The following is a 21310-nucleotide window of genomic DNA, read 5'->3' on the forward strand; positions in this document are numbered from 1 at the left end:
CCGCCGTTTGTGCGCAAGTCACTGAATGCTGGCGGTTTTTTGATCAGTTCCCGGCAAGCCACGGCTGACGCGGGGTTGCGCCCGGTCTCTACAGGTTATCCACAGGCAGGTGCACGTTAAAACTGGATAACCCGGCGGCGCTTAAAGGTCTGTGCGTAACACCAGTTCGACCATCAGATCATCGGCCAGGGTTTCCAGCCGCGATTGCAGCACGTCCAGCGACAGGGTCAGCGGCACCGCCAGAATCGCTTCGGCGTGAAACAACGGCTCGCTGCTCATCGGTGCCGGGCGCACTTCGGTCACCAGCCGTTCGAGGTTCACCCCCTGCTCGCTGAGCAACCGGGTGATGTCGCGCACGATGCCCGGGCGGTCATTGCCCACCAGCTCCATGGCGATCGGTTTCCAGGTGCAGGACTGCTCGATGCCACTCTCGGCGATCAGCACGCGAATGCCCTGTGCCGCCAGTGCTTGTAAGGCATCGACTAATTCGTCGTAAGCCTCCGCCGGTACGCCCACCCGCAGAATCCCGGCGAACTGCCCGGCCATCCGTGACATGCGGCTTTCCAGCCAGTTGCCGCCGTGTTCGGCGATGCATTGGGCGATGCGCTCGACCTGCCCGGGCTTGTCCGGGGCAAACACAGTGAGTACGAGATGGTCCATGGCGCCGCCCTCTTGTCATGACTTTTGTTATAGAAAGGCAAGTATAGGCAAGCACCGACATTCAGCCGCCATGCTCAAGTGAACAACACCTGTGGCGAGGGAGCTTGCTCCCGCTGGCGGCCGCAGGACGCCCTCTCCAGTCAGTCATAGCTTTTGCGGGTGCTTTGCACCCGAGCGGGAGCAAGCTCCCTCGCCACAAATGCAGACTCAGCGACGCTGAATGGAAGCGGCACAGGATTTATGTGTACAACTTTTTATATTTAGCTGGAACAATCCGATGGTTTTTTGAGAACATCCCGTTCCGCGACGTGACCGCAATGCGTCATGAGGTCGCAGAACGACGTAATTAGTCTGATTTTCACAAGCGCAACGCATCATGTAGTATGCCTCGGCACGCACTACATAACGCTGGATCGATGTCTGCCCAAGGCACGTTCGCAACCTTGAAAGCCCCGTCAGCAAGGCCCCCAAGCCGTTGATTGGTCCCAGCCCAGCCGCCAGCAATGGCATGTACTGGTCGGAAGGTTTGTGGTTTAAATGGCCAGAGGCTTCATTGTCAAATTGAAGAGCTGAAAAGCGAAATAGCTGAGCAGAGTGAGGCAAGCAATGACTGAACACGTTCAAGTCGGTGGCCTGCAGGTCGCCAAAGTCCTGTTCGACTTCGTGAACAACGAAGCCATTCCCGGTACCGGCCTCACCGCCGAAAAATTCTGGGAAGGTGCCGACAAGGTCATTCATGACCTGGCGCCGAAGAACAAAGCCCTACTCGCCAAACGCGATGACTTCCAGGCTCGCCTTGATGCCTGGCACCAGGAACATGCCGGCCAGGCGCACGACGCCGTGGCTTACAAAGCCTTCCTGCAAGAAATCGGTTATCTGCTGCCAGAAGCGGCTGATTTCCAGGCAACGACGCAAAATGTCGATGATGAAATCGCCCGTACCGCCGGCCCGCAACTCGTGGTGCCGGTGATGAACGCCCGCTTTGCCCTCAACGCCTCGAACGCCCGCTGGGGTTCGCTGTACGACGCCCTCTATGGCACCGACGCGATCAGCGAAGACGGTGGCGCGGAAAAAGGCAAAGGCTACAACAAGGTGCGTGGCGATAAAGTCATCGCCTTCGCCCGTGCGTTCCTCGACGAAGCGGCGCCCCTGGCTGCCGGTTCCCACGTCGATTCGACGGCTTACAAGATCGTTGACGGCAAACTGCTGGTCACCCTCAAGGGCGGCAGCAACACCGGCCTGCGCAACGATGCACAGCTAATCGGCTTCCAGGGCGATGCCAATGCCCCGATCGCGATCCTGCTGAAGAACCACGGCCTGCATTTCGAAATCCAGATCGACGCCAGCACCCCGGTCGGCCAGACCGATGCCGCCGGCGTCAAAGACATCCTGATGGAAGCGGCACTGACCACCATCATGGACTGCGAAGACTCCGTGGCCGCCGTCGATGCCGACGACAAAGTGGTGATCTACCGCAACTGGCTCGGCCTGATGAAGGGCGACCTGTCCGAAGAAGTCGCCAAGGGCGGCCAGACCTTCACCCGCACCATGAACCCGGATCGCACCTACACCAGGGTCGATGGCAGTGAACTGACCCTGCACGGTCGCTCGCTGCTGTTCGTGCGTAACGTCGGTCACCTGATGACCATAGACGCGATCCTGGACAAGGACGGCAACGAAGTGCCGGAAGGCATCCTCGACGGTCTGGTGACGTGCCTCGCGGCGATGCACAACCTCAACGGCAACACCTCGCGCAAGAACACCCGCACCGGCTCGGTCTACATCGTCAAACCGAAGATGCACGGCCCGGAAGAAGCGGCGTTCACCAACGAGTTGTTCGGTCGCATCGAAGATGTGCTGGGCCTCAAGCGCAACACCCTGAAAGTCGGGATCATGGACGAGGAGCGCCGCACCACGGTCAACCTCAAGGCCTGCATCAAGGCTGCCAGCGAGCGCGTGGTGTTCATCAACACCGGTTTCCTCGACCGTACCGGCGACGAAATCCACACCTCCATGGAAGCCGGCCCGATGGTGCGCAAGGCCGACATGAAGGCCGAGAAGTGGATCGGCGCCTACGAAAACTGGAACGTCGATATCGGTCTGAGCACCGGCCTGCAGGGTCGTGCGCAAATCGGTAAAGGCATGTGGGCGATGCCCGACCTGATGGCGGCGATGCTCGAACAGAAAATCGCTCACCCGCTGGCCGGTGCCAACACCGCCTGGGTGCCATCGCCGACCGCGGCTGCGCTGCACGCGCTGCATTACCACAAGGTCGACGTGTTCGCCCGTCAGGCCGAACTGGCCAAGCGTGCCCGTGCTTCGGTGGACGACATCCTGACCATTCCGCTGGCGGTCAACCCAAGCTGGACGCCTGAGCAGATCAAGAACGAACTGGACAACAACGCCCAGGGCATTCTCGGTTACGTGGTGCGCTGGATCGACCAGGGCGTAGGTTGTTCGAAGGTGCCGGACATCAATGACGTCGGCCTGATGGAAGACCGTGCAACGCTGCGGATCTCCAGCCAGCACATCGCCAACTGGCTGCGCCACGGTATCGTTACCGAAGCGCAAGTGATGGAAAGCCTCAAGCGCATGGCGCCGGTGGTCGACCGTCAGAACGCGAACGACCCGCTGTATCGTCCGCTGGCACCGAACTTCGACAGCAATATCGCCTTCCAGGCGGCGGTCGAACTGGTGATCGAAGGCACCAAACAGCCGAACGGCTACACCGAGCCGGTACTGCACCGTCGTCGTCGCGAGTTCAAGAAGGCCAACGGCCTGTAACTAGCGCTGAATGCCGGACATGAAAAAGCCCTGATCTTGCGATCAGGGCTTTTTTGTTTGGACTGAAATCCCAAACAGGCAGTAATCCCTGTGGCGAGGGAGCTTGCTCCCGCTCGGCGGCGCAGCCGTCGTAAATTCAGCGAATGCGATGTGTCAGGATTGATGTGGATGCAGGGTTTGGGGCCGCTTCGCAGCCCAGCGGGAGCAAGCTCCCTCGCCACAAGGGTAGCGGCTAAACACGATTACGGATCAATGCCCAATTCGTGTTTGACCAACCCCAGCAACTTCGCCGTATCAATCGGCTTGAGCAGAAAATCCACCACGCTCAGGTGCATCGCGGCAATCGCGTCCTTCACATCGGCATCGCCGGAAACAATGATGATCGGCAACGCCGCCCGCTCCGACTCACGCACCTGCCGAATCAGATCCAGCCCACCGACGTGGCCCATGCGCAGATCAGTGATCACCAAGCCAATCGAGGGTTTTTCCGCGAGCATCTTCAGCGCGGTTTCACCGCTGGCGGCGGTCATGCAATGAATGCCATCCAACGCGAGTATCTCCGACAAAAGCTCCCGGGCGTCCTTGTCGTCATCGACGATCAGTACACGCTGCGGCGGCAGATCGGGTTCGAGCATTACAGCACTGAGCGCTTCACGCTCGGCGTCGCTCAAAATATCGTGGTCGGACATGGGATTCTCTACGTTTTCAATTCAGTCACCTGGCACAGTCGTCAGACATCGCTAAGCAGAGCTTCAATGTGCACTTCGTCGGATTTTTTTCCAAGAGGCTGGTGGGAGAATTTCCGACTGTTTTTGTAGGGCACTTCCCAAATGTGCCGAACGGCAGCGCAAACCTAGACTTACGTCCAATGGGCACCCCGCGCGCAGGGGCCGACCATGGCTGCAACGATCCGACAACAACAATTCAAAAAAGACTGCGGTAATGGTTATGAGTAAAGCGGACGCCTTCACCCAGGCAGGGAAAACCGCGGTGTTGCAGAACATTCAGGGCACCCTGCAATTCCTTCAGCGCTTCCCGCCCTTCAATCAGATGGAACACGCGCACCTGGCTTATCTGGTGGAACAATGTCAGCTGCGTTTCTATGGCCAGGGCGAGAGCATCATCAAACCCGCCGACGGGCCGGTCGAATATTTCTACATCGTCAAACAGGGTCGCGTGGTCGGCGAACGCCAGCACATCACCCGGCCCGGCACCGAAACCACCTTCGAGATCACCACCGGGGAATGCTTCCCGCTGGCCGCGCTGATTGGCGAACGGGCGACCCGCACCGAGCATCTGGCCAGCGAAGACACCTTCTGCCTGCAACTGAACAAACCGGCGTTCATCAAACTGTTCGCCCTGTCCAACAGCTTCCGTGATTTCGCTTTGCGCGGGGTCAGCAGCCTGCTCGATCAGGTCAACCAGCAAGTCCAGCAAAAAGCCGTGGAAACCCTCGGCACCCAGTACTCGCTGAACACCCGCCTCGGCGAATTGGCGATGCGCCATCCGGTGACCTGCAGCCTGGACACGCCACTGCGCGAAGCGGTGAAGCGGATGCACGAGCAACAGGTCGGCAGCATCGTCGCGGTGGATGAACACAAGACGCCGCTGGGGATTTTCACCCTGCGCGATCTGCGCGAAGTGGTCGCCAATGGCAGCGGTGATTTCAGCGAAACCATCGAGCGACACATGACCTGTTCGCCGTTTTTTCTGTCGCCGGATCACAGCGCATTCGACGCGGCGATTGCCATGACCGAACGGCACATCGCCCACGTTTGTCTGGTCAAGGATCAGCGTCTGTGTGGCGTGGTTTCCGAGCGCGACCTGTTCTCGCTGCAACGGGTCGATCTGGTGCACCTGGCCCGGACCATCCGCAGTGCCCAGCGCATCGAGCAACTGGTGAGCCTGCGCGGCGAGATCGGCCAACTGGTCGAACGCATGCTCGCCCACGGTGCGTCTTCGACGCAGATCACCCACATCATCACCCTGCTCAACGACCACACCGTGTGCCGGGTGATCGAACTGACCCTCGCCGAAAAAGGCGACCCCGGCGTGCCGTTCAGTTGGCTGTGCTTCGGCAGCGAAGGCCGGCGCGAACAGACGCTGCACACCGATCAGGACAACGGCATTCTGTTCGAAGCGCGGGACGCGGCACACGCGGCGGAGATTCGTGGCAAGCTGCTGCCAATCGCCCAGCAGATCAACCAGAGCCTGGCGCAGTGCGGCTTCAGTCTGTGCAAGGGCAACATCATGGCCGGCAACCCAGAGCTGTGTCTGTCGCGAGCAGAATGGGCGCGGCGCTTTGCGGCGTTCATCCGCGAGGCGACGCCGGAGAACCTGCTCGGTTCGAGCATTTACTTCGACCTGCGGGTGGTCTGGGGCGACGAGAAAGGCTGCGCTCAACTGCGCCGGGGGATTCTCGATCAGGTCGGCGACAACCGTTTGTTCCAGCGCATGCTGGCCGAGAACGCCCTGCGCAATCGCCCGCCCGTAGGGCGTTTCCGCGAGTTTGTGCTGGCGCGCAAAAACGGCGAGAAAGCCACCCTTGATCTCAAGGTTCAGGGCCTGACGCCCTTCGTCGACGGCGCACGCCTGTTGGCACTGGCCAATGGCATCGAAACCAACAACACCCTCGAACGCTTGCGCCAACTGGTTGAAAAAGAGGTAATCGAACGTCTCGACGGCGCTGCGTATGAAGAGGCCTACCATTTCATCCAGCAGACACGCATGCAGCAGCATCAGATCCAGACGCGTGAGAATCTGCCATGGTCGAACCGGGTCGACCCCGACAGCCTCAATCATCTGGACCGGCGCATCCTGCGTGAATCCCTGCGCCAGGCGCAGCGCCTGCAAAGCAGCCTGGCCTTGCGGTATCAGCTATGAGCCTGTTCTCGTGGCTGCGGCCGGCCAGCCCTCTGCTGTCGGCAGACCTGCAACAACGTCTGGCAAAACTGCCGGCGATCAGCGAACTGAAAGAATGCAGCCTGCGTGAACAGCGCTGGGTGGTGCTCGATCTGGAAACCACCGGGCTGAACCTGAACAAGGATCGCGTGCTGTCGATCGGCGCGGTGGTCATCGAAGACGGCGCGATCGACTTCAGTCAGCAGTTCGAGCGCACTCTGCAATGTCGGGAGCTGAAGCTCAGCCCGAGCGTGTTGATCCATGGCCTGGGGCCGAACGCGATTGCCGCCGGCAGCGACCCGGCCGAGGCGTTGCTGGAGCTTATGGAATTTATCGATGACAGCCCGGTGCTGGCGTTTCATGCGCCCTTCGATCAGCACATGCTTGGGCGCGCGCTGCGGGAACACCTGGGTTACAAGCTGCAGAATGTGTTTCTGGATGTCGCGGACATGGCGCCGCTGCTGTGTCCGCAGGCGAATATCCGCGAGGCCGGGCTGGACGAATGGATCGACTGGTTCAGGCTTGAGGTGTTCGAGCGGCACAACGCGAGTGCCGATGCGCTGGCCACGGCAGAGCTGGCGTTGATTCTGTTCAGCCGCGCGCGACAGCAGCAGATTCATAGTCCGCTGAACCTGCAGCAGCGTTTGAGTCAGTGGAAACGTCGTCAGCAGGCGCCTTCCTTGTAGATTTTCGGCGCCTGCTCCGGCCCCTTCGCGAGCAAGCCCGCTCCCACCCTGGAATGCATTCCCCCTGTGGGAGCGGGCTTGCTCGCGAAGAACGATGACGCGGTCCTGCTGATACCACCCGACCAGTGGCCAATTGCTAACCATTCCCACCTCTGCGAGAATCGCGAACAATTCTCGTTGGTTAACATTTCCCAATCGGTGCGTCTGGTGTCGTCAGTCCCAAGCCCTCACAGTGAACTCGTCGGTGCGTTGTATCGTGACCATCGCGGTTGGCTGCTGAGTTGGTTGCGGCGCAATGTGGCTTGCCCGCAACGGGCCGAAGACCTGAGCCAGGACACCTTCGTCCGTCTGCTCAGTCGCGATGAGTTGCTGACGCCGCGCGAACCCCGGGCGTTTCTGGTGGCGATTGCCAAGGGCCTGCTGTTCGACTACTTCCGCCGCGCCGCACTGGAGCAGGCCTACCTCGCCGAGCTGATGCTGATCCCCGAAGGCGAACAACCGTCGGTCGAAGAGCAGCAACTGATCCTCGAAGACCTCAAGGCTATCGACCGCCTGCTCGGCAAGCTGTCGACCAAGGCCCGCGCCGCCTTCCTTTATAATCGCCTCGACGGCCTCGGCCATGCTGAAATCGCCGAGAAGCTTGGCGTCTCCGTGCCCCGTGTGCGGCAGTACCTCGCGCAGGGCATCCGCCAGTGCTACATCGCCCTGTACGGTGAGCCGACATGAGTCCGGCCAGCTCCAAACCGGTCTCCGCGCAGGTGCTGGATGCGGCGATTGCCTGGCAGTTGTCGCTGGATTCCGGCAGTCCGCTGGAGCGCGAGGAGTTCGCCAAATGGCATGCCGCGAATGAAGAACACGCCCGCGCCTGGCGGCAGTTGGGCATGCTCGATCAGCGCTTCAGCGTCGCCAATGGCCCGGCCCGCGCGGCCCTGCTGCAATCGCGCGAAGGCATTCGGCGGCGCGTGCGCAAGCTCGGCAGCGGATTGGCCAGCGTGGTGGCGCTCGTCGGTCTGGCGTTGTTTGCCGGTGATCGCTACTTGCCGCTGGATTACTGGCTCGCCGATCAACGCACCGCCACCGGCGAGCAGCGTACCGTGCGCCTGGCCGATGGCACCGTGCTCAACCTCAACACCCACAGCGCGGTGGATGTGCGTTTCGATGCCAGGCAGCGGCTGATCGTGTTGCAGGAAGGCGAGATCATGGTCGAGACCGGTCACGGCGATGCGCGGCCGTTCATCGTCGAAACCCGCGAAGGCAGCATGCGCGCATTGGGCACACGGTTTCTGGTCAAGCGCGAGGAACAAGGCACGCGCCTGAGCGTGTTGCAATCGGCGGTGGCGGCGCATCCACAAAGTCACCCCGAAGAGCAGATCCTGCGCGAAGGCCAGCAAGTGCTGATTCGCAACGACGGCCTCGACACAGTCGCTGCGCTCACGCCCGGCGCCGATGCCTGGACCCGCGGCATGCTGGTGGTGGACAACGCGCGGCTCGCAGACCTCGTGCATGAACTGGCTCGTTATCGCCGCGGATATCTGGGCGTGGCGCCGGAAGTCGCTGACCTGCGCATTACCGGCAGCTTCCCGCTGCACGACACCGACAAGGCCCTGAGCGCCCTGCTGCCGACCCTGCCGGTGCAGATCGAGCAGCACACGCCGTATTGGGTCACGGTGGCGAAGGCTGATAACAAACCCTGAGGCGGCACAACCTGTGGCGAGGGAGCTTGCTCCCGCTCGGCTGCGCAGCAGTCGTCCAATCAGTAAGTGCGATTTATCTGAAAGACAGCAGGGACCGCTTCGCGCTCTAGCGGGAGCAAGCTCCCTCGCCACAGGGTCTCGGTCACTTTTCAGTCAATCGAAATTATTTTCATCCAGCCCTATCACTTTTCAATTCTCGTCCGGCACACAGGCAATTGAGAAATATTTCCATTCAGGAGCCTTCGCATGTCCCGTTCGCTAGACACCTTGCTGCGCCCCAGTCTGCTGGCCGTCGCCATCGCCCTCAGCGCGCCGCTGATCAGCAGCCCGCTGCTCGCCGCCGAACAGGCCTCCAGCGTCCGCGCCTACAACCTGCCGGCGGCGCCGCTGTCGACCACCCTGAACCAGATCGCCAGCCAGGGCGGCCTCGCGCTGTCACTGAATCCGTCGCTGGCGGCGGGCAAGACCTCCGCGCCGGTCAGCGGCCAATACGATGCCGCCGGTGCGCTACGCGCTGCCCTGCGTGGCACCGGTCTGCAACTGGAACAAAGCAGCACCGGCACTTACACCCTGGTGGCGGTGCCGGAAGGGACACTGGCGCTGCCGGAAACCGCAGTCATCGGCGTGGAAAACCTGGAAACCGCCTGGGGCCCGGTCGAAGGCTACACCGCCACCCGCACTGCCGCCGGCACCAAGACCGACACCGCGCTGGTCGAAGCACCGCGCTCGATTTCGGTCGCCACCCGTCAGCAGATGGACGACCGCAGCGTGCACAGCCTCGATGACGCCGTGCGCTACATGCCGGGCATCACCGCCAGCAGCTACGGCAGCGACACGCGCGCCGACTGGCTGCGCGTGCGCGGTTTCGAGCCGACCCAGTTCCTCGACGGCCTGCCCCTGCCAAAAGGCGTGTACGCCAACCCGAAACAGGAAACCTGGAACCTCGACCGTCTCGCCCTGCTGCGTGGCCCGGCCTCTTCCGTCTACGGCCAGACCCCGCCGGGCGGCCTGCTGGACATGGTCAGCCGACGCCCGAGCAGCGACGCCAGCAGCGAAATCCAGTTGCAGTACGGCAGCGACAACCACCGTCAGATCAACTTCGCCAGCACCGGCAAGATCGACGACGCCGGCCAGTTCCTCTACGGCATCAGCGGCGTGGTGCGTGACAGCGGCACCCAGATCGACCACATCGACAACAAGCGCTACAACATCGCGCCGAGCCTGACCTGGAACATCGACGACGACACCAAATTCACCCTGCTGAGCCAGTTCACTCGCGACGATACCGGCATCACCAGCCAGTTCCTGCCGGTGCAGGGCACCAAGATCGACATGCCGTTCGGTAGCGTCTCGCACCACAAAAATCTCGGCGATCCGGATTGGGAATACTACGACCGCACTTACTACGCGCTCGGTTATGCCTTCGAACACCGGCTGAACGATGTCTGGCAGTTCAAGCAGAACCTGCGTTACACCAAGTCGGACCTGTCGTTCCAGGCCCTGACCGTCGGTTCTTACCCGTACACCATGGTGGACGATCAAGGTAACGTCGGGCGCACCAGCACCAGCGTTGACGAAGACATCAGCCAGTTCGCGGTGGACAACAACTTCCAGGCCGACTTCGCCACCGGTGATATTCGCCACACCGTGCTGTTGGGGCTGGATCACCAGCGCAGCAACACCAACTACCTGTCGATCTACGGTGACGGCCTGAAAACCAACGTGCTGAACCCGATCTACGGCCAGCCGATCGTTCGTCCGGATCGCTCGACGGCGTATTACGACTACGACCAGAAGACCTACCAGACCGGCCTTTACGTGCAGGACCAGATGGCCCTCGACCAATGGCGCCTGACGCTGGGCGGTCGTGAAGACTGGGTCCACACCGGCACCACGTTCTTCAACAAGGCCGACGCGACCAACACCCAGCGCGACAAGAACTTCAGCGGTAACGCAGCGCTCAGCTACGTGTTCGACTCGGGCTTCGTCCCGTACATTTCCTACGCCGAATCCTTCCAGCCAACCACCGGCGCCGACGCCTCCTCCAGCGGTTCGCTGAAACCGACCGAAGGCAAGCAATGGGAAATGGGCGTCAAGTACCAGCCACCGGGCAGCAAAACCCTGCTGACCGCCGCCGTGTATGACCTGACGCAGAAAAACGTCGCGGTCACCACCACCGTCGGCAACACCCCGATCACCAGCCAGACCGGCGAAGTGAAAGTCAAAGGCCTGGAACTGGAGGCGACCTCGGACGTCACCGATAACCTCAAAGTGATTGCCGCCTACACCCTGGCCAAGTCCGAAGTGCAGAAAGGCGACTACAAAGGCAACCGCCTGCAACTGATGCCGAACCAGCAAGCCTCGCTGTGGACTGATTACACCTGGCACAGCGGTGTGCTTGACGGCTTCGGTATCGGCGGTGGCGTGCGTTACACCGGCAACACCTATGGCGATCAGGGCAACACCTGGCTGGGCAAGGCCAATGCCTACACCGTGTTCGATGCCTCCGTGCATTACGACCTCGGGCGTCTGGACAACAGCCTCAAAGGTGCGTCGCTGGCCGTCAACGCCACCAACCTGTTCGACAAGGACTACATCTCCACCTGCGACGGCTTCTACTGCTACTACGGCGACCAGCGCAGCGTCGTCGCCAGCGCCACCTACAAGTGGTAAGCGACTGAGTGCCAACCGGTCCTGTCATCAGGCCGTCCCTGCGGGGACGGCTTTGGTGTTTTTGAAGGTCACGAAATGAAAAGTAAAACCATCCGCCGCTGGTCGTTCATCCACACCTGGACCAGCCTGATCTGCACCGTGTTTCTGCTGCTGTTGGCATTGACCGGCCTGCCGCTGATTTTCCATCACGAGATCGAGCATTTGCTCGGCGATGCGCCGCAAGTGCGCGAGATGCCCGCCGACACGCCGCGCCTGAATCTGGCGCAACTGGTCGACGCCGCAGAAAAACATCGCCCCGGTGAAGTGGTGCAGTACTTCGGTTTCGAAGACGACGAGCCCAACGCCGTGCTGACGATCATGGCGAAAACCGCCGGCACCGAACCGAACTCTTCGCACACCTTCATGCTCGATGCGCGTACCGGTGAAGCGCTGGAAACCCCGTCGGCCAATGGCGGCCTGATGCTGTTCATCCTGCGCCTGCACGTCGACATGTTCGCCGGGTTGCCGGGCAAGTTGCTGCTGGCATTCATGGGCCTGCTGTTTGTGGTCGCGATCATTTCCGGGACGGTGCTTTATCTGCCATTCATGCGCCGCTTGCCGTTCGGCACCGTGCGTCAGGACAAGTCCACCCGCCTGCGCTGGCTCGATCTGCACAACCTGATCGGCGTCGTCACCCTGACCTGGGCCTTGGTGGTCGGCGTCACCGGAGTAATCAGCGCCTGCGCCGATCTGATCATCGCCGCGTGGCGCAATGACACGCTGACCGCCATGGTCGCGCCCTACCGCGATGCCCCGCCGCTGACCCGACTGGCCCCGGCCACCCGCCTGCTGGACATCGCCCGCGACGTGGCGCCGGGCATGAACCCGGATTTCATCGCTTTCCCCGGCACGCGGTTTTCCAGCGAGCATCATTATTCAGTCTTCATGAAGGGCGGCACGCACCTGACCTCGCACCTGCTGACGCCGGTACTGATCGATGCCAGCACCCTGCAAGTCACCGCCGTCGGTGAACGCCCGTGGTACATGGACGCCATGGGCATGTCACAGCCGCTGCACTTCGGCGACTACGGCGGCATGCCGATGAAAATCCTCTGGGCGACCCTCGACGTGCTGACCATCATCGTGCTCGGCAGCGGCGTGTACCTGTGGGTGGTGCGGCGTAAAGCGGCGAAACCGGTGACGGCGGAGGCTGCTGCATGAAGCCGCGTCAGTCGAGTTTCTGGAAAGTCTTCAGCACCCCGCTGGTGATCGCGCTGCTGAGTGCGGCGGGGCTGTTCGCGGCGTTGTTGGGGGATGGAATCTGGGATGCGTTGAGCTGGGTCGGGCTGGGTGTGCCGGCGTTTCTGGCCGTAAGAGGCTTGCTGCCGCGTGGGTGATTTTTGTGCTGCCTGACAGGGCCTCTTCGCGAGCAAGCCCGCTCCCACAGGGGATTTGTGAACGAAACAGATCCAGTGTGGGAGCGGGCTTGCTCGCGAAGGCGGCCTCATGAGCACCCGCAAATCCCTCGCCAGCCGCTCTGTATCTGACTAGGCTAACCTCCTGCTCTTCGATGACCACCGAGGTTTGCCAATGTCCGCCCCCAGCATGACCCTGTTCCACAACACGCTCTCCCCGTTCGTGCGCAAAGTGATGGTACTGCTGCACGAGACCGGCCAGCAGGATCGTGTCGCTCTGCAAGACTGCGTCCTCAGCCCGGTCAGCCCGGATCCGGCGCTCAACGCCGACAACCCGCTGGGCAAGATTCCGGCCCTGCGTCTGGCCGACGGCAGCGTGATTCATGACAGTCGCGTGATTCTCGAATACCTCGACCAGCAGCACGTCGGCAATCCGCTGATCCCCCGCGAAGGTGCGGCCCGCTGGCGGCGTCTGACCCTGGCGTCGATGGCTGACGGGATCATGGACGCCTCGGTGATGGTGCGTTACGAACTGGTGCTGCGCGCCCCGGAAAAGCACTGGGATGAATGGCTCGACGCCCAGCGCGACAAGATTCGTCGCGCCCTGGCCTATCTGGAAAGTGACGCCATTGCCGAGCTGACCAGCCACTTCGACGTGGCGGCGATCAGCGTCGCTTGTGCACTGGGTTACATCGATCTGCGTCATCCGGATCTGGACTGGCGCAGCGCCAATCCACAACTGGCCAACTGGTATTTCGACGTGAGCCAGCGACCGTCCATGGTCGCCACCATGCCCAAGCCTTAAGGCTGCGGCGTCTGATCCGGCCCCTTCGCGAGCAGGCTCGCTCCTACAGTTGACCGCATTCCCCTGTAGGAGTGAGCCTGCTCGCGATGGCACCACCTGGGTTCCGGCGGCAGTGCTGCAACAATCAGCGTCACCAACACCTCTGCCTCCCGCTGCTCCTCTCGCAATCCACTCATTGCATCCCCCCCACATCAAACTCCAGCGGCTTGGCCGGTTTCTGCCCGATCCCGTACCAGTCGAGTTTGCGCGTCAGCACCATGAACACCCCGAGCAGGCCGAACAACAGCAGCGAGCCCATCAGCAACGCGTAATCCTCGGCGCTCAGCAAGCCATACAGCAGGCCATACAACGCCGCCAATCCCGCGGAAAAACTCAGGCCGTGGCGCACACTGTGCAGCACGTGGCAGACATAAAACCCGATCAACAACACACAGCCACTGGCCGACAGCAGATACGCCAGAGCAAAGCCGATGTGCTCCGACAACGACAACAGCAACAGGTAGAAGAACGCCAGCGCCACCCCGACCAATGCGTATTGCACCGGGTGCACCGCCAGACTCTTGAGCACTTCGAACAGGAAGAAACCGGCGAACGTCAGGACGATGAACAACAGCGCATATTTGATCGCCCTATCACTCTTCAGGTACTGATCCACCGGATCGATGAAGCTCACACCAAAGCTGCGCCCGTTGAACGCCTCGCAGTCATTGCCCATCACGCAACGGCTCATGGCTTCTTGCAGGTTGGTGGAGAAGAACGTGGTCTGCCAATCGGCGCTGAAACCCTGATCGCTGATCTCGCGTTTGCCCGGCAGGAAGTTGCCGACAAAGCTTGGATGCGGCCAGTTGGCGGCAAGGCTGACGTGACTGCTTTTGCCCACCGGCAACACCTGCAACGAACCGGTGCCTTGCAGACGCAGGTCGAAACCGAAGGTCAGCTCGGTAGCGTTGCGAGTGTCCAGCACCGGCAGCGTGACCCGTACACCTTCGCCGAGCCAGCCGACCTGGGTGCCGGGTACGAAATCCAGGCGTTGACCATCGAGTTCCAGTTTCAGCGCGTTTTCGATGCCGCGAATATCGCTGATGCCCACCGCCAGAAACGGCGCATCGAACTGGTAGTCGGCAAAATCTTCCTGGATCCCCAACTGCGCCGGCAACGAGAAATGCCCATTGATGCGGTTGTCGGCGTGGAACAATCGCGCTTCGTAAATACCGCGATTGCGCAACTCGGTCTGCACCTGGCCATCGAGCTCGAAGCGCTCCGGCAAAAAATACAGACGACCGCGTTCTTCACTTGGCTCGTCGTAGCGCTGGTTGGTTTTGTCGTTGAGCTTCCAGTTGTGAATCACTTTGCGATACGGCACCACCATCACCGGCCCGCTCAGTTGCTGGCTGTTACTGGAGCTGCGGGCAATGTCTTCAAGCACGCCATCGCGCCGTTGCTGGCGGTCATCGATGATGCCGTCAATCATCAGCAGCGGTATCAGCAACAGCAGGATCAGCAGGGCAATCGCCCCGAGCTTTATGGTCAGATTCTTGTTCATAGGACTCTCCCTGTTTGGATGGGCAGAGTCTGGTGTTGATGTATGAGGGGAATGTGGGGGGAATATGGAGATTGTGTGGAGACTGCACCGGCCCCTTCGCGAGCAAGCCCGCTCCCACAGTTGATCTTTGGTGTGACAGAGACCTGTGTTTCAACACCCCCCCCTGTGGGAGCGGGCTTGCTCGCGAAGGCAGCGACGCGGTTTCAAGGCAGGCGCAAAATCACTTCCACACCGCTCTCGACATTGCGGATATGCATCGAGCCACCATGCAACTTCATCACCTCCTCAACGAAGTTCAGCCCCAAACCGGTGCTCTTGCGCCCACTGTCCGGACGCGGCAATGAGTAAAACCGTTCACTCAACCGCGGCAAGGCGTATTCGGGAATCGCCGCCGCTTCGTTGAACAAGCGCAACTCGACCTGCTCTCCAACACGCTCGGCACTGAAACGCAGCAACCCGCCGATCGGGGTGAAATCCAGCGCATTCTCCAGCAGATTGCCCAACGCCTGACGCAGCAGAAACGGCTCGCCGATCAGCAACAGATCCGACGCAATCGTCTGCTCGACCTTGAGCCGCCGGCCTTCGATCCGCGCTGCCTGCGCCTGCAATAGTTCATCAACCAACGCCGCCAGCGGCACCGCCACCCGCTCCTCAAGCCCCTGCCGCTGCTCGACTTGCGCGAGGTTCAACAGGCGCTCGATCAACTGCTGCATCCGCGCGCTTTCGCTGTCGATATTGCCGACAAAACGCAGGCGCTGAATCGCTGGCATGTCACCCTGCAGCAATTCCGCCGCACCACGAATTGCTGCCAGCGGACTTTTCAATTCATGGGTCAGGGTGTGCACGTAGCGTTCGACGTAAGCCTTGCCTTCGAGCTGGGTGCGCATCTGCTCCAGCGCCGTGGCCAGTTGCTCCAGCTCGCCGCCACGGTAATGCGGCACTTCAACCCGGCGCCCTTCACTCACCGCTTTGGCGTACCCGGTCAAACGGTGCAGCGCGCGGCTCAGCCACCACGACAGCAAGGCGCCGAACAGCAGGCCGAGGCCGATCAGCCCGGCACCGTAAAACAGCAAGCGCCGCTCGGTGCGATCGACATAAGGCTGCAATGAGCTGTTGGGCTTGGCCACCGTGACCACACCGATGATCCGCCCGTTGTCGCGGATCGGCGCGCCGACGTGCATCACCGAGGACGCCGGGTCGTTCGGATCGCTGCGGGTCGAGCGAGCGCCGTATTCGCCGCGCAGGGTCAGGTAGACGTCGTTCCAGCGCGAATAATCCTGCCCGACCGCCACCCCGCTGGAATCCAGCACCACGATGCCTTTGGCGTCGGTGACGTAGATGCGATGGTTGACCTGGTTTTTCGCCAGGCCCCAGATCGTCGCCTGTGGCTGGCGCTCACCGTAGGCGCGCAGCAATTCGGGCCAGCGGTTCTCGCTGAGCGTGCCGGCCTTGAAATCATCACGGAGAATTTCCGCCATCAGGTTGGCGGTGTCGACCAGGGTTTCTTCGGTGGACTGGCGCACACCCGGGCGGATTTCTTCCATCACCGTGTTGAGCACGAAGTAACCGGTCAGGCCGACAAACAGCACATACACCAGAAAAATCCGCAGCCCCAGCGACATCAGCTGTGCCCCGGGCTGTAGCTGTAACCGAGGCCGCGATGGGTCTGGATCGGCTCGGCGTCGGCCCGCACCAGACGCAGTTTGGCGCGCACGCTCTTGATGTGGCTGTCGATGCTGCGCTCGTAGCCGGCGTCGGCGGCAACCCCCAGCGCGTCGAGCAATTGCTCGCGGCTGAACACCCGCTGCGGTTGTTCAAGCAGGCATTGCAACAGGCGGAATTCGTGGCGGGTCAGATTCAGCGGCTGGCCCCGGTAGACGATCTGCACGCGCTCGGGATCGATGCGAAACAGCGCCGAGGAGGCTTCAACCACGGGACGCGGCGCCATGCGCTTGAGAATCGCCCGGACCCGCGCGGCGACCTCGCGCGGGCTGAACGGCTTGACCACGTAATCGTCGGCGCCGATTTCCAGCCCCACCACCCGGTCGATCTCGGCGTCCCGGGCGCTGAGGAACAGCACCGGCACTTCACTGAAGCGCCGCAGCTGTTTGCAGGTTTCGAAACCGCTGATGTCCGGCAAGCCGATATCGAGAATAATCAAGTCAGCCGGGGTCTGCCGTTGATGCTCCAGTGCCGCCGCGCCGAGGCTCAGCCACGTGGTGGCAAACCCCTCGCCCTGCAGGGCAAAAATCAGCGTGTCGGCAATTGCCGCTTCGTCTTCGACAATCAGGATATGAGGCATGGCGTCCGAGCCCATGGGTTAAGTGCGCGAACGGTGCCCCAAGCCTGACCTTACGTCAATGAGACCACTTAGCAGTCCGGCTTGTCGGCGGTGAAACGCCGTGCCGGGTTCACTGCCGCGCCGAACTCGCGCAGGGCCTTGGCGCCGATCAGCAGGGGATAGTTGAAGTGACTGCGGTCGGTCAGGTTGACCTCAACGGTGCGCTTGACGTTGCCCAGGCACAGCTCCAGATCGACCACCGGACGCTTGGCGACTTCGGTGACGTCGCGCTCTTCATCGTCCTCGTCGGAGCGACTCTTGATCTTGCTGATCCGCGCGACCTTGTGCTCGTAGACCTTGTTATCGGCATCCTTGGTAGCGAGGCGAAAACGCACCCAGTCTTCGCCATCACGGGTGAAGGTCTCGATGTCCTTGGCCGACAGCGAAGCGGTCAGTGCGCCGGTGTCCATCTTGGCCTTGAGCACCTCACCACCGATTTCCGGCAGCGCGATGTATTCGTAACGCCCGTACAGGGTCGGCTCGGCGGCCATGACCGGCAGGGCGACGAGGGCAAACAGTGCAAGGAGGGATTTCACGTAGAGGGCTTCCTTGGAAAATGAGGGCGTCAGACGCGAGATTTTAGACAGCCATTGGGCAATTCGTTCGCCCTGAATCCGCCTTCGCGAGCAAGCCCGCTCCCACAGGGGATCGGGGTTCTGTTGAAGATGGCATGCACACTGAAGATCCACTGTGGGAGCGGGCTTGCTCGCGAAGAGGCCAGCCCTGCCAGCACAGTAATCAGCTCCAGCATAGCCAGCCAAAAGTGAAACATTCGTCACCATCGATTTGGCCTCTCACCCGAAGCCACTTATCATGGCGCGCCCATCCGCCTTCATAGAGTTGCTTATGCGCCGCCTGCTCACCGGCTGTTTCGTCACCCTGCTGCTGTTGCTCAACACCCTGATTCTGATCGGGCCGTTGCTGGTCTTTGCCCTGCTCAAACTGATTGCGCCGGGGCGCTGGCGCGATTACGCCTCGTGGGCGGTGATGTGGATTGCCGAGACCTGGGCGGAAATCGACAAGCTGATCTTTCGCCTGTGCATCCCCACTCAATGGGACATTCGCGGCGGTGACAACCTGCGTGGTGACACCTCGTATCTGGTGGTCAGCAACCACCAGTCGTGGGTCGACATTCCGGCGTTGATCCAGACCCTCAACCGGCGCACGCCGTTCTTCAAGTTCTTCCTCAAGAAAGAACTGATCTGGGTGCCGTTCCTGGGTCTGGCGTGGTGGGCGCTGGATTACCCGTTCATGAAGCGCTACAGCAAGGCGTTCCTCGCCAGGCACCCGGAGCTGGCGGGCAAGGATCTGGAAATCACCCGACAGGCCTGCGAGCTGTTCAAGCGCCAGCCGGTAACGGTGGTGAATTATCTGGAAGGTACTCGCTACACCGCGGCGAAAAGCGCGCAGCAGCAGTCACCGTTCAAGCACCTGCTCAAACCCAAGGCGGGTGGCGTGGCATTTGTTCTGGCGGCGATGGGCGAACAGCTGGACGCGCTGCTCGACGTGACCGTGGTCTATCCACAGCAGAAGATCCCGGGATTCTGGGATTTGATCAGCGGCAGCGTGCCGCGGGTGATCGTCGACATCCAGACCCGCGAACTCGACCCGGCGCTGTCGCAGGGCGATTACGAGAATGATCCGCTGTTTCGCCAGCAGGTCCAGAACTGGGTCAACCAGCTCTGGACCGAGAAGGATCAACGCATCAGCCAACTGCGCGGCGAGCGCTACGAGCGCGCCTGAATCAGCTACCGGTGCCGGCGCCCCAGATGCTGCCCAGGCTCTGCAGCAGCGGGCCGCCGACGCCTTGATCACCCAGGTACTTGAGCAGCACCGGGGCAAACTGGCCGACCATGCCGCTGTCCATGCCCAACGCGCCGAAGGCATTGTTCAGGTCGCTGGTGTTCTTGACGTTACCCAGCGCGTTTTCCAGCCCGGCTGATTTGCCCGACGAGCCGAGCAACCCGCTCAACGCCGCCAGGTTGCCGCTACCGCCCGACAGTTTGTCGATGCCCGGCACTTCTTTGGCCAACTGCGAATAATCGGTGCTGCTCAATTGGTTCTTGGCCAGGCCAAGCATGGCGCTGGTGCCACCGACGGCTTGCTGCGGCGTAACGCCGAGATCGGTGACCGCTTTCAGCAAACCAGCCGTTTCCGAGGTCGGCGCGGCGGCGGTGGCAGCGTTGCCACCCTGCATGCTCGAAGCCGCTTTGGTCACGTCGTCCAGACTGAACCCTGCGAACACCGGGCCAGCCGCAAGGGTCATCAGTGAAGCCAAGGCAATACCGCGTGAAATCTTCATTCAGACATCCTCTTGCGCTGTGGTGACCGCCCCTCAATGGGCGGCAAAACTGCCGATTTGACCGGGTTTCAGCCAGCATGTTCCTCGCCGGCGCATCCATTTTCAGCATGCCCACGTATATAAAACGTGAAACCGCGGATAACCCGAGATGAATGGCACAAGCGCTGTCCCTGAACTAGCCTGTGAACAGCCCGAGCACCGCCCTCGTCGCCCGCCCATTGCCTGGAGAGCCGTCATTTCCATCGCCGACCCTGATCAGTTGCGCCAGCTGCTGGCCCAGTGCTCACTGGGTGACCGTACTGCGTTCGAAACGCTCTATCGCAGCGTCGGCCCGCGTCTGCACGGCGTGGCCCTGCGCATCATGGGCCGTGCGGATCTGGCCGAGGACGTGGTGCAGGAAAGCTTCGTGCGGATCTGGAACAACGCCTCGCGCTACGAAGCCCACTTGTCGGCGCCGCTGACCTGGATGATCAACATCACTCGCAATCAGGCCATCGACCAATTACGCAAACAGCGCGAACGGCCGCTGACCGACTTCGAACAGGACACCCTGCCGGACGATGGCCCTTCAGCCCACGACCTGTTGAACAGCAGCCGCGAAGCCAGCGCGCTGCACCGCTGCCTGGACACCCTCGACGGCATGCAGCGCCAGTCGATCAGCGTCGCCTACTTCCAGGGCCTTTCCTGCTCGGAACTGGCCGAACACCTGGCCGCACCGCTGGGCTCGGTGAAGTCGTGGATTCGCCGCGGCATGGAGCGTCTGCGCAGGTGCCTTGAATCATGAACTACCAGACCCCCTCCCTGCGCCGCGCCCTCGCTGCCGATTACGCCATTGGCCTGATGTCTGCGGCAGCGCGCAGGCGCTTTGAACAATTGCTGCTGGATGACGCAGCACTGCGAAGCGAGTTGGCGCAGTGGCAGGAGAGCCTTGCCAGCCTTACCGAAACGCTGCCGGAGCACCCGGTGCCGGATCGGGTTTGGCAAGGCATCACCGCGCGGATCGAACCGCAAGTGCTGCACGTCCCGGAAAAACGTCCGTTCTGGAACTGGCTACGGGTCACCGCCGCGCTGTGTTCGATCGTGATCCTGGTATTCCTCGGCTCGCTGTACAACCGCGATGACGCCCGCTACCGCGCCACCCTGCTGACCGCCGACGCGCAGCCGGCACTGAAGGTCGAGGCGCATGCCGATTATCTGCAAGTCGAGCCGCTGACATTGGCGGCAGTCGGGCCTGATCGCAGCCTGGAATTGTGGGCGATTCCAGCGGATGGCAAGCCGATTTCGCTGGGGGTGATTCCGGCGGGAGGCAAGGGCAAGGTTGAGTTGAGCGAAGCGCAGCGGGCGTTGATCGGTAAACCGATTGCCCTGGCAGTGAGCCTTGAGCCGAAAGGTGGCTCGCCGACCGGGCAGCCGACCGGGCCAGTGTTGTATCAGGGAGCATTGGCAGAGCTATAGCACTACGCGTTATTTAAACCTCCACTTCCATAGCGAACCCAACTAACAGACTGTCATAAATGACAGTTCACA

The 21310-nt window shown here is 61.6% G+C and carries 19 protein-coding genes; 12 read left to right on the top strand and 7 right to left on the bottom strand.

Features of this window, described 5'->3' with window-relative positions:
• Positions 1 to 141: 141 nt before the first annotated feature.
• Positions 142 to 660 carry a glycine cleavage system transcriptional repressor gene (locus ACVHNU_RS22480; RefSeq protein ID WP_003228919.1) on the bottom strand — a complete coding sequence of 173 codons (519 nt, stop codon included), beginning with the start codon at positions 658 to 660 and terminating at the stop codon, positions 142 to 144.
• A gap of 606 nt (positions 661 to 1266) precedes the next feature.
• Between ACVHNU_RS22480 and ACVHNU_RS22485 the strand changes: the two genes are divergently transcribed.
• Complete coding sequence (locus ACVHNU_RS22485; RefSeq protein WP_473018324.1) at positions 1267 to 3444, top strand: malate synthase G; 2178 nt, start codon at positions 1267 to 1269, stop codon at positions 3442 to 3444.
• A 242-nt stretch (positions 3445 to 3686) separates the two neighbouring features.
• On the opposite strand, the gene ACVHNU_RS22490 is transcribed toward ACVHNU_RS22485, so the two are convergent.
• Positions 3687 to 4133: a response regulator gene (locus ACVHNU_RS22490; protein ID WP_003228923.1), complete on the bottom strand. Its 447-nt coding sequence runs from the start codon at positions 4131 to 4133 to the stop codon at positions 3687 to 3689.
• A gap of 259 nt (positions 4134 to 4392) precedes the next feature.
• Here ACVHNU_RS22490 and ACVHNU_RS22495 point away from each other — a divergent pair, with 259 nt between their 5' ends.
• The 8 genes from ACVHNU_RS22495 (at position 4393) to ACVHNU_RS22530 (ending at position 13597) form a co-directional block, all read left to right on the top strand.
• Complete coding sequence (locus tag ACVHNU_RS22495; protein ID WP_473018325.1) at positions 4393 to 6327, top strand: DUF294 nucleotidyltransferase-like domain-containing protein; 1935 nt, start codon at positions 4393 to 4395, stop codon at positions 6325 to 6327.
• Complete coding sequence (locus tag ACVHNU_RS22500; RefSeq protein ID WP_338800166.1) at positions 6324 to 7031, top strand: 3'-5' exonuclease; 708 nt, start codon at positions 6324 to 6326, stop codon at positions 7029 to 7031. Before ACVHNU_RS22495 ends, ACVHNU_RS22500 begins: the two co-directional genes overlap by 4 nt.
• Positions 7032 to 7238: 207 nt before the next feature.
• Positions 7239 to 7757 carry an RNA polymerase sigma factor gene (locus ACVHNU_RS22505; RefSeq protein WP_262143362.1) on the top strand — a complete coding sequence of 173 codons (519 nt, stop codon included), beginning with the start codon at positions 7239 to 7241 and terminating at the stop codon, positions 7755 to 7757.
• The gene (locus ACVHNU_RS22510; RefSeq protein ID WP_473018326.1) at positions 7754 to 8725 is read left to right on the top strand and encodes a FecR domain-containing protein; all 972 of its coding nucleotides are present in this window, start codon (positions 7754 to 7756) and stop codon (positions 8723 to 8725) included. Before ACVHNU_RS22505 ends, ACVHNU_RS22510 begins: the two co-directional genes overlap by 4 nt.
• 246 nt (positions 8726 to 8971) lie before the next feature.
• Complete coding sequence (locus ACVHNU_RS22515) at positions 8972 to 11398, top strand: TonB-dependent siderophore receptor (protein ID WP_226500953.1); 2427 nt, start codon at positions 8972 to 8974, stop codon at positions 11396 to 11398.
• Positions 11399 to 11473: 75 nt separating this feature from the next.
• Positions 11474 to 12598 (top strand): PepSY-associated TM helix domain-containing protein, encoded by a 1125-nt coding sequence (locus tag ACVHNU_RS22520; RefSeq protein ID WP_473018327.1) that lies wholly within the window; start codon positions 11474 to 11476, stop codon positions 12596 to 12598.
• A complete protein-coding gene (locus tag ACVHNU_RS22525; RefSeq protein WP_003228937.1) occupies positions 12595 to 12774 on the top strand; it encodes a hypothetical protein in 180 nt (59 codons plus the stop codon). Before ACVHNU_RS22520 ends, ACVHNU_RS22525 begins: the two co-directional genes overlap by 4 nt.
• A 193-nt stretch (positions 12775 to 12967) precedes the next feature.
• Positions 12968 to 13597, top strand: coding sequence for a glutathione S-transferase (locus ACVHNU_RS22530; RefSeq protein ID WP_003228939.1), 630 nt, complete (start codon positions 12968 to 12970; stop codon positions 13595 to 13597).
• A gap of 172 nt (positions 13598 to 13769) precedes the next feature.
• On the opposite strand, the gene creD is transcribed toward ACVHNU_RS22530, so the two are convergent.
• The 4 genes from creD to rloA2 form a co-directional block, all read right to left on the bottom strand.
• Positions 13770 to 15140, bottom strand: coding sequence for a cell envelope integrity protein CreD (creD, locus tag ACVHNU_RS22535; protein ID WP_473018328.1), 1371 nt, complete (start codon positions 15138 to 15140; stop codon positions 13770 to 13772).
• Between the two features lie 203 nt (positions 15141 to 15343).
• Positions 15344 to 16762: a two-component system sensor histidine kinase CreC gene (gene creC, locus ACVHNU_RS22540; protein WP_473018329.1), complete on the bottom strand. Its 1419-nt coding sequence runs from the start codon at positions 16760 to 16762 to the stop codon at positions 15344 to 15346.
• A complete protein-coding gene (gene creB, locus ACVHNU_RS22545; RefSeq protein WP_103486457.1) occupies positions 16762 to 17442 on the bottom strand; it encodes a two-component system response regulator CreB in 681 nt (226 codons plus the stop codon). Before creB ends, creC begins: the two co-directional genes overlap by 1 nt.
• 68 nt (positions 17443 to 17510) lie before the next feature.
• Positions 17511 to 18017, bottom strand: coding sequence for a retropepsin-like aspartic peptidase RloA2 (rloA2, locus tag ACVHNU_RS22550; RefSeq protein ID WP_003228948.1), 507 nt, complete (start codon positions 18015 to 18017; stop codon positions 17511 to 17513).
• Positions 18018 to 18327: 310 nt separating this feature from the next.
• Here rloA2 and ACVHNU_RS22555 point away from each other — a divergent pair, with 310 nt between their 5' ends.
• Positions 18328 to 19224, top strand: a complete 897-nt coding sequence (locus tag ACVHNU_RS22555) for an acyltransferase (RefSeq protein WP_473018330.1) — start codon at positions 18328 to 18330, stop codon at positions 19222 to 19224.
• Between the two features lies 1 nt (position 19225).
• Here ACVHNU_RS22555 and ACVHNU_RS22560 read toward each other — a convergent pair whose 3' ends face one another.
• A complete protein-coding gene (locus ACVHNU_RS22560; protein ID WP_103521264.1) occupies positions 19226 to 19783 on the bottom strand; it encodes a DUF2780 domain-containing protein in 558 nt (185 codons plus the stop codon).
• A gap of 148 nt (positions 19784 to 19931) precedes the next feature.
• On the opposite strand from ACVHNU_RS22560, the gene ACVHNU_RS22565 reads away from it, so the two are divergent.
• Both ACVHNU_RS22565 and ACVHNU_RS22570 read left to right on the top strand, forming a co-directional pair.
• Positions 19932 to 20567 (top strand): RNA polymerase sigma factor, encoded by a 636-nt coding sequence (locus ACVHNU_RS22565; RefSeq protein WP_473018331.1) that lies wholly within the window; start codon positions 19932 to 19934, stop codon positions 20565 to 20567.
• Positions 20564 to 21238, top strand: coding sequence for an anti-sigma factor (locus tag ACVHNU_RS22570; RefSeq protein WP_473018332.1), 675 nt, complete (start codon positions 20564 to 20566; stop codon positions 21236 to 21238). The genes ACVHNU_RS22565 and ACVHNU_RS22570 overlap by 4 nt, the downstream gene beginning before the upstream one ends.
• Positions 21239 to 21310: the final 72 nt, after the last annotated feature.

This window comes from Pseudomonas sp. Ors-4-3C, assembly GCF_055755035.1.

What these genes read in the sequence shown, in the direction of transcription:
- ACVHNU_RS22515 (WP_226500953.1), top strand. Translation starts at nt 8,972, where the DNA reads ATGTCCCGTTCGCTAGACACCTTGCTGCGCCCCAGTCTGCTGGCCGTC.
- creC (WP_473018329.1), bottom strand. Translation starts at nt 16,762, where the DNA reads ATGTCGCTGGGGCTGCGGATTTTTCTGGTGTATGTGCTGTTTGTCGGC.
- ACVHNU_RS22500 (WP_338800166.1), top strand. Translation starts at nt 6,324, where the DNA reads ATGAGCCTGTTCTCGTGGCTGCGGCCGGCCAGCCCTCTGCTGTCGGCA.
- ACVHNU_RS22530 (WP_003228939.1), top strand. Translation starts at nt 12,968, where the DNA reads ATGTCCGCCCCCAGCATGACCCTGTTCCACAACACGCTCTCCCCGTTC.
- ACVHNU_RS22565 (WP_473018331.1), top strand. Translation starts at nt 19,932, where the DNA reads ATGAATGGCACAAGCGCTGTCCCTGAACTAGCCTGTGAACAGCCCGAG.
- ACVHNU_RS22555 (WP_473018330.1), top strand. Translation starts at nt 18,328, where the DNA reads ATGCGCCGCCTGCTCACCGGCTGTTTCGTCACCCTGCTGCTGTTGCTC.
- ACVHNU_RS22510 (WP_473018326.1), top strand. Translation starts at nt 7,754, where the DNA reads ATGAGTCCGGCCAGCTCCAAACCGGTCTCCGCGCAGGTGCTGGATGCG.
- ACVHNU_RS22570 (WP_473018332.1), top strand. Translation starts at nt 20,564, where the DNA reads ATGAACTACCAGACCCCCTCCCTGCGCCGCGCCCTCGCTGCCGATTAC.
- ACVHNU_RS22490 (WP_003228923.1), bottom strand. Translation starts at nt 4,133, where the DNA reads ATGTCCGACCACGATATTTTGAGCGACGCCGAGCGTGAAGCGCTCAGT.
- ACVHNU_RS22480 (WP_003228919.1), bottom strand. Translation starts at nt 660, where the DNA reads ATGGACCATCTCGTACTCACTGTGTTTGCCCCGGACAAGCCCGGGCAG.
- ACVHNU_RS22495 (WP_473018325.1), top strand. Translation starts at nt 4,393, where the DNA reads ATGAGTAAAGCGGACGCCTTCACCCAGGCAGGGAAAACCGCGGTGTTG.
- ACVHNU_RS22520 (WP_473018327.1), top strand. Translation starts at nt 11,474, where the DNA reads ATGAAAAGTAAAACCATCCGCCGCTGGTCGTTCATCCACACCTGGACC.
- ACVHNU_RS22485 (WP_473018324.1), top strand. Translation starts at nt 1,267, where the DNA reads ATGACTGAACACGTTCAAGTCGGTGGCCTGCAGGTCGCCAAAGTCCTG.
- ACVHNU_RS22525 (WP_003228937.1), top strand. Translation starts at nt 12,595, where the DNA reads ATGAAGCCGCGTCAGTCGAGTTTCTGGAAAGTCTTCAGCACCCCGCTG.
- creB (WP_103486457.1), bottom strand. Translation starts at nt 17,442, where the DNA reads ATGCCTCATATCCTGATTGTCGAAGACGAAGCGGCAATTGCCGACACG.
- ACVHNU_RS22560 (WP_103521264.1), bottom strand. Translation starts at nt 19,783, where the DNA reads ATGAAGATTTCACGCGGTATTGCCTTGGCTTCACTGATGACCCTTGCG.
- creD (WP_473018328.1), bottom strand. Translation starts at nt 15,140, where the DNA reads ATGAACAAGAATCTGACCATAAAGCTCGGGGCGATTGCCCTGCTGATC.